Raw genomic sequence first — 2,115 nt, 5'->3', positions numbered from 1 at the left:
GTGTGGTATTGATTTAAAATAAAGTTTGATAATTTATAAAAAAGATTGATAAAACCCTGTATTAATATAAGATTTTTCTTTTGCCCCTTAAATTTCAGTTGTATTGTTCAATTAAAGGGCCAGATTGTTGAGGAAACAGGAATAATAAGAATACTCAATAGATTGTTTGTGAAGTGTTACACTTAAACTAACGGGCAGTTTAGCTTAAGTACATTTTTTCACAAATTTAAAGGGGGATATTTCCCCATTTTTTATACTAGCTTAACGTTGATTCGGGAATGTTGAACTTAGCTACCTGCTAATTGAATTCTACTTCATCTGGAGACCTTTAAATTAAAATGTTTCCTTTCTTCTGACAGACTTATTAAATTTCGAAAACAATCAATTCAATCATCTTTTCGTATAGAAAAACTTATTAAGAAACATGCACTAGAAAAAATATAAATCATATATAGGAGATATCCCGTTTGAATGCTTGAGGAGGATATTATGAAACCTATGTTACCTAGTGAAAAATATTTCGGTAATTTAGAACTAGTTTATGCATTTTATGGGGCTATGCCTACAGGTGTTACTGTTTCAGAAACCGGTCGTATTTTCATTTGCTTTCCGAAATGGGGAGACGATGTTAAATTTACGGTGGCGGAAATTTTTGAGGATAAATTGCAGCCTTATCCTAATTTACAAACCAATTTGGTTAATCCCGAGAATATCCCAATGACTTTCATCAGTGTCCAAAGTGTAGTTGCTGATGGAAGGGGAACGCTTTGGATATTAGATACAGCGGCACCCAATTTTTCTGAACCTATTAAAGGGGGGGCAAAATTAGTCGCTGTTGATTTAGAAACCAATACAATAAGAAAAGTATATACCTTTACAGAAGATGTTGTCCTGCCTACAACTTATCTGAATGATGTCCGTTTTGATTTTCGTGTTGGAAAAGCAGGTTATGCCTATATAACGGATTCTTCTTCAAGAGGACCAGGAGCTATTATCGTCGTAGATTTATCAAATGGAAACGCGTTTAGACGGTTAAATGGAGCAAATTCAACTTCACCCGATCCCTATTTTTTACCGAAAGTAGAAGGTCAAATTTTAATGAATCGAAACAAAGACGGTTCAACTTCTCCATTTAGGTTGGCGTCTGATAGTCTTGCGATTTCTCCCGATGGAAAGATATTATTTTTTGCTCCACTAACCAGTCGGCATTTGTTCTCGATCTCAACAGAAGCCTTGAGAGACAGAACGATACCGGACATGAATTTACCTTATCATGTGGAGTATTGGGGAGAAAAAGGTGCGTCTGATGGAATGATCACCGATGCAAAGGGAGCTGTTTATGCTGGAGATTATGAAAACAACAGTATCCGTAAGATATTGCCAAATGGCATAATGGAAGCTATCGCACATGATCCGAGAATTTTGTGGCCGGATACTTTTTCAATTGGTCCGGATCAATATTTGTATGTCATTGTGAACCAATTACATCGACAGCCTAGATTTCATTATGGAAAAGACTTACGACAGAAACCTTATAGTTTACTTCGTATCAAAATTGATGAATTTCCTGCTCCGACCTCTTCATAATAAAAATAGTCAATTAATTGTTTTCATTGATAGAAAATGATCAAACTTTTTTATAAAACCAAAACATAAACCTGCTGGATAAGAATCCATTTTGATCAATCTTTTTCAAAATGGATTCTTTTTATTGACCATAGAATACGGGTTAACACGATATTTTTAATCAAACTTTATTTTAAAATTACGAAGGAACTCATGAATGTTTTAAAAAATATGGTGAAGTAGTAATACCCCAACTTATGAGTGAAATTAATGAAAAGTTAAAATGGGATGTTATTTCAAATGTATAAATAAAGGTAAAGAAATAGGCGCTGAAGAAATTGAAAAACTATTAGCGGATTTATCACCAGAACAAGTAAAGATTGCTTTTTATCAAGAAAGTAAGGAATATGTAAAAATACTAAATCAAACTGATTATGATCAAAGAAGTAAATTAGAAGAAAGTGAATTAAAAGCAATTCTAAGTGAAATGAAAGAGGAGGAAATAATAGAGTTTTTAAAATTTGAAAAGAATTCATTGATGAGATGGAC

At 33.2% G+C, this 2,115-nt stretch carries 2 protein-coding genes; both read left to right on the top strand.

Annotated elements, in window-relative coordinates:
• Positions 1-489 precede the first annotated feature (489 nt).
• Positions 490-1,587 (top strand): L-dopachrome tautomerase-related protein, encoded by a 1,098-nt coding sequence (locus tag ABWK52_RS26765; RefSeq protein ID WP_015382380.1) that lies wholly within the window; start codon positions 490-492, stop codon positions 1,585-1,587.
• 262 nt (positions 1,588-1,849) lie between these two features.
• Positions 1,850-2,115 (top strand): hypothetical protein (locus tag ABWK52_RS26760; protein ID WP_353772257.1); only part of this gene is annotated, 266 nt, incomplete at its 3' end.

It is taken from the genome of Bacillus sp. AP50 (assembly GCF_040492675.1).
Lineage (GTDB): Bacteria > Bacillota > Bacilli > Bacillales > Bacillaceae_G > Bacillus_A > Bacillus_A cereus.
This window is presented reverse-complemented; position numbering and strand designations above follow the sequence as displayed.

Bases quoted from the DNA above. Each gene is read 5' to 3' on its own strand.
- ABWK52_RS26765 (WP_015382380.1), top strand. From the start codon at position 490: ATGAAACCTATGTTACCTAGTGAAAAATATTTCGGTAATTTAGAACTA.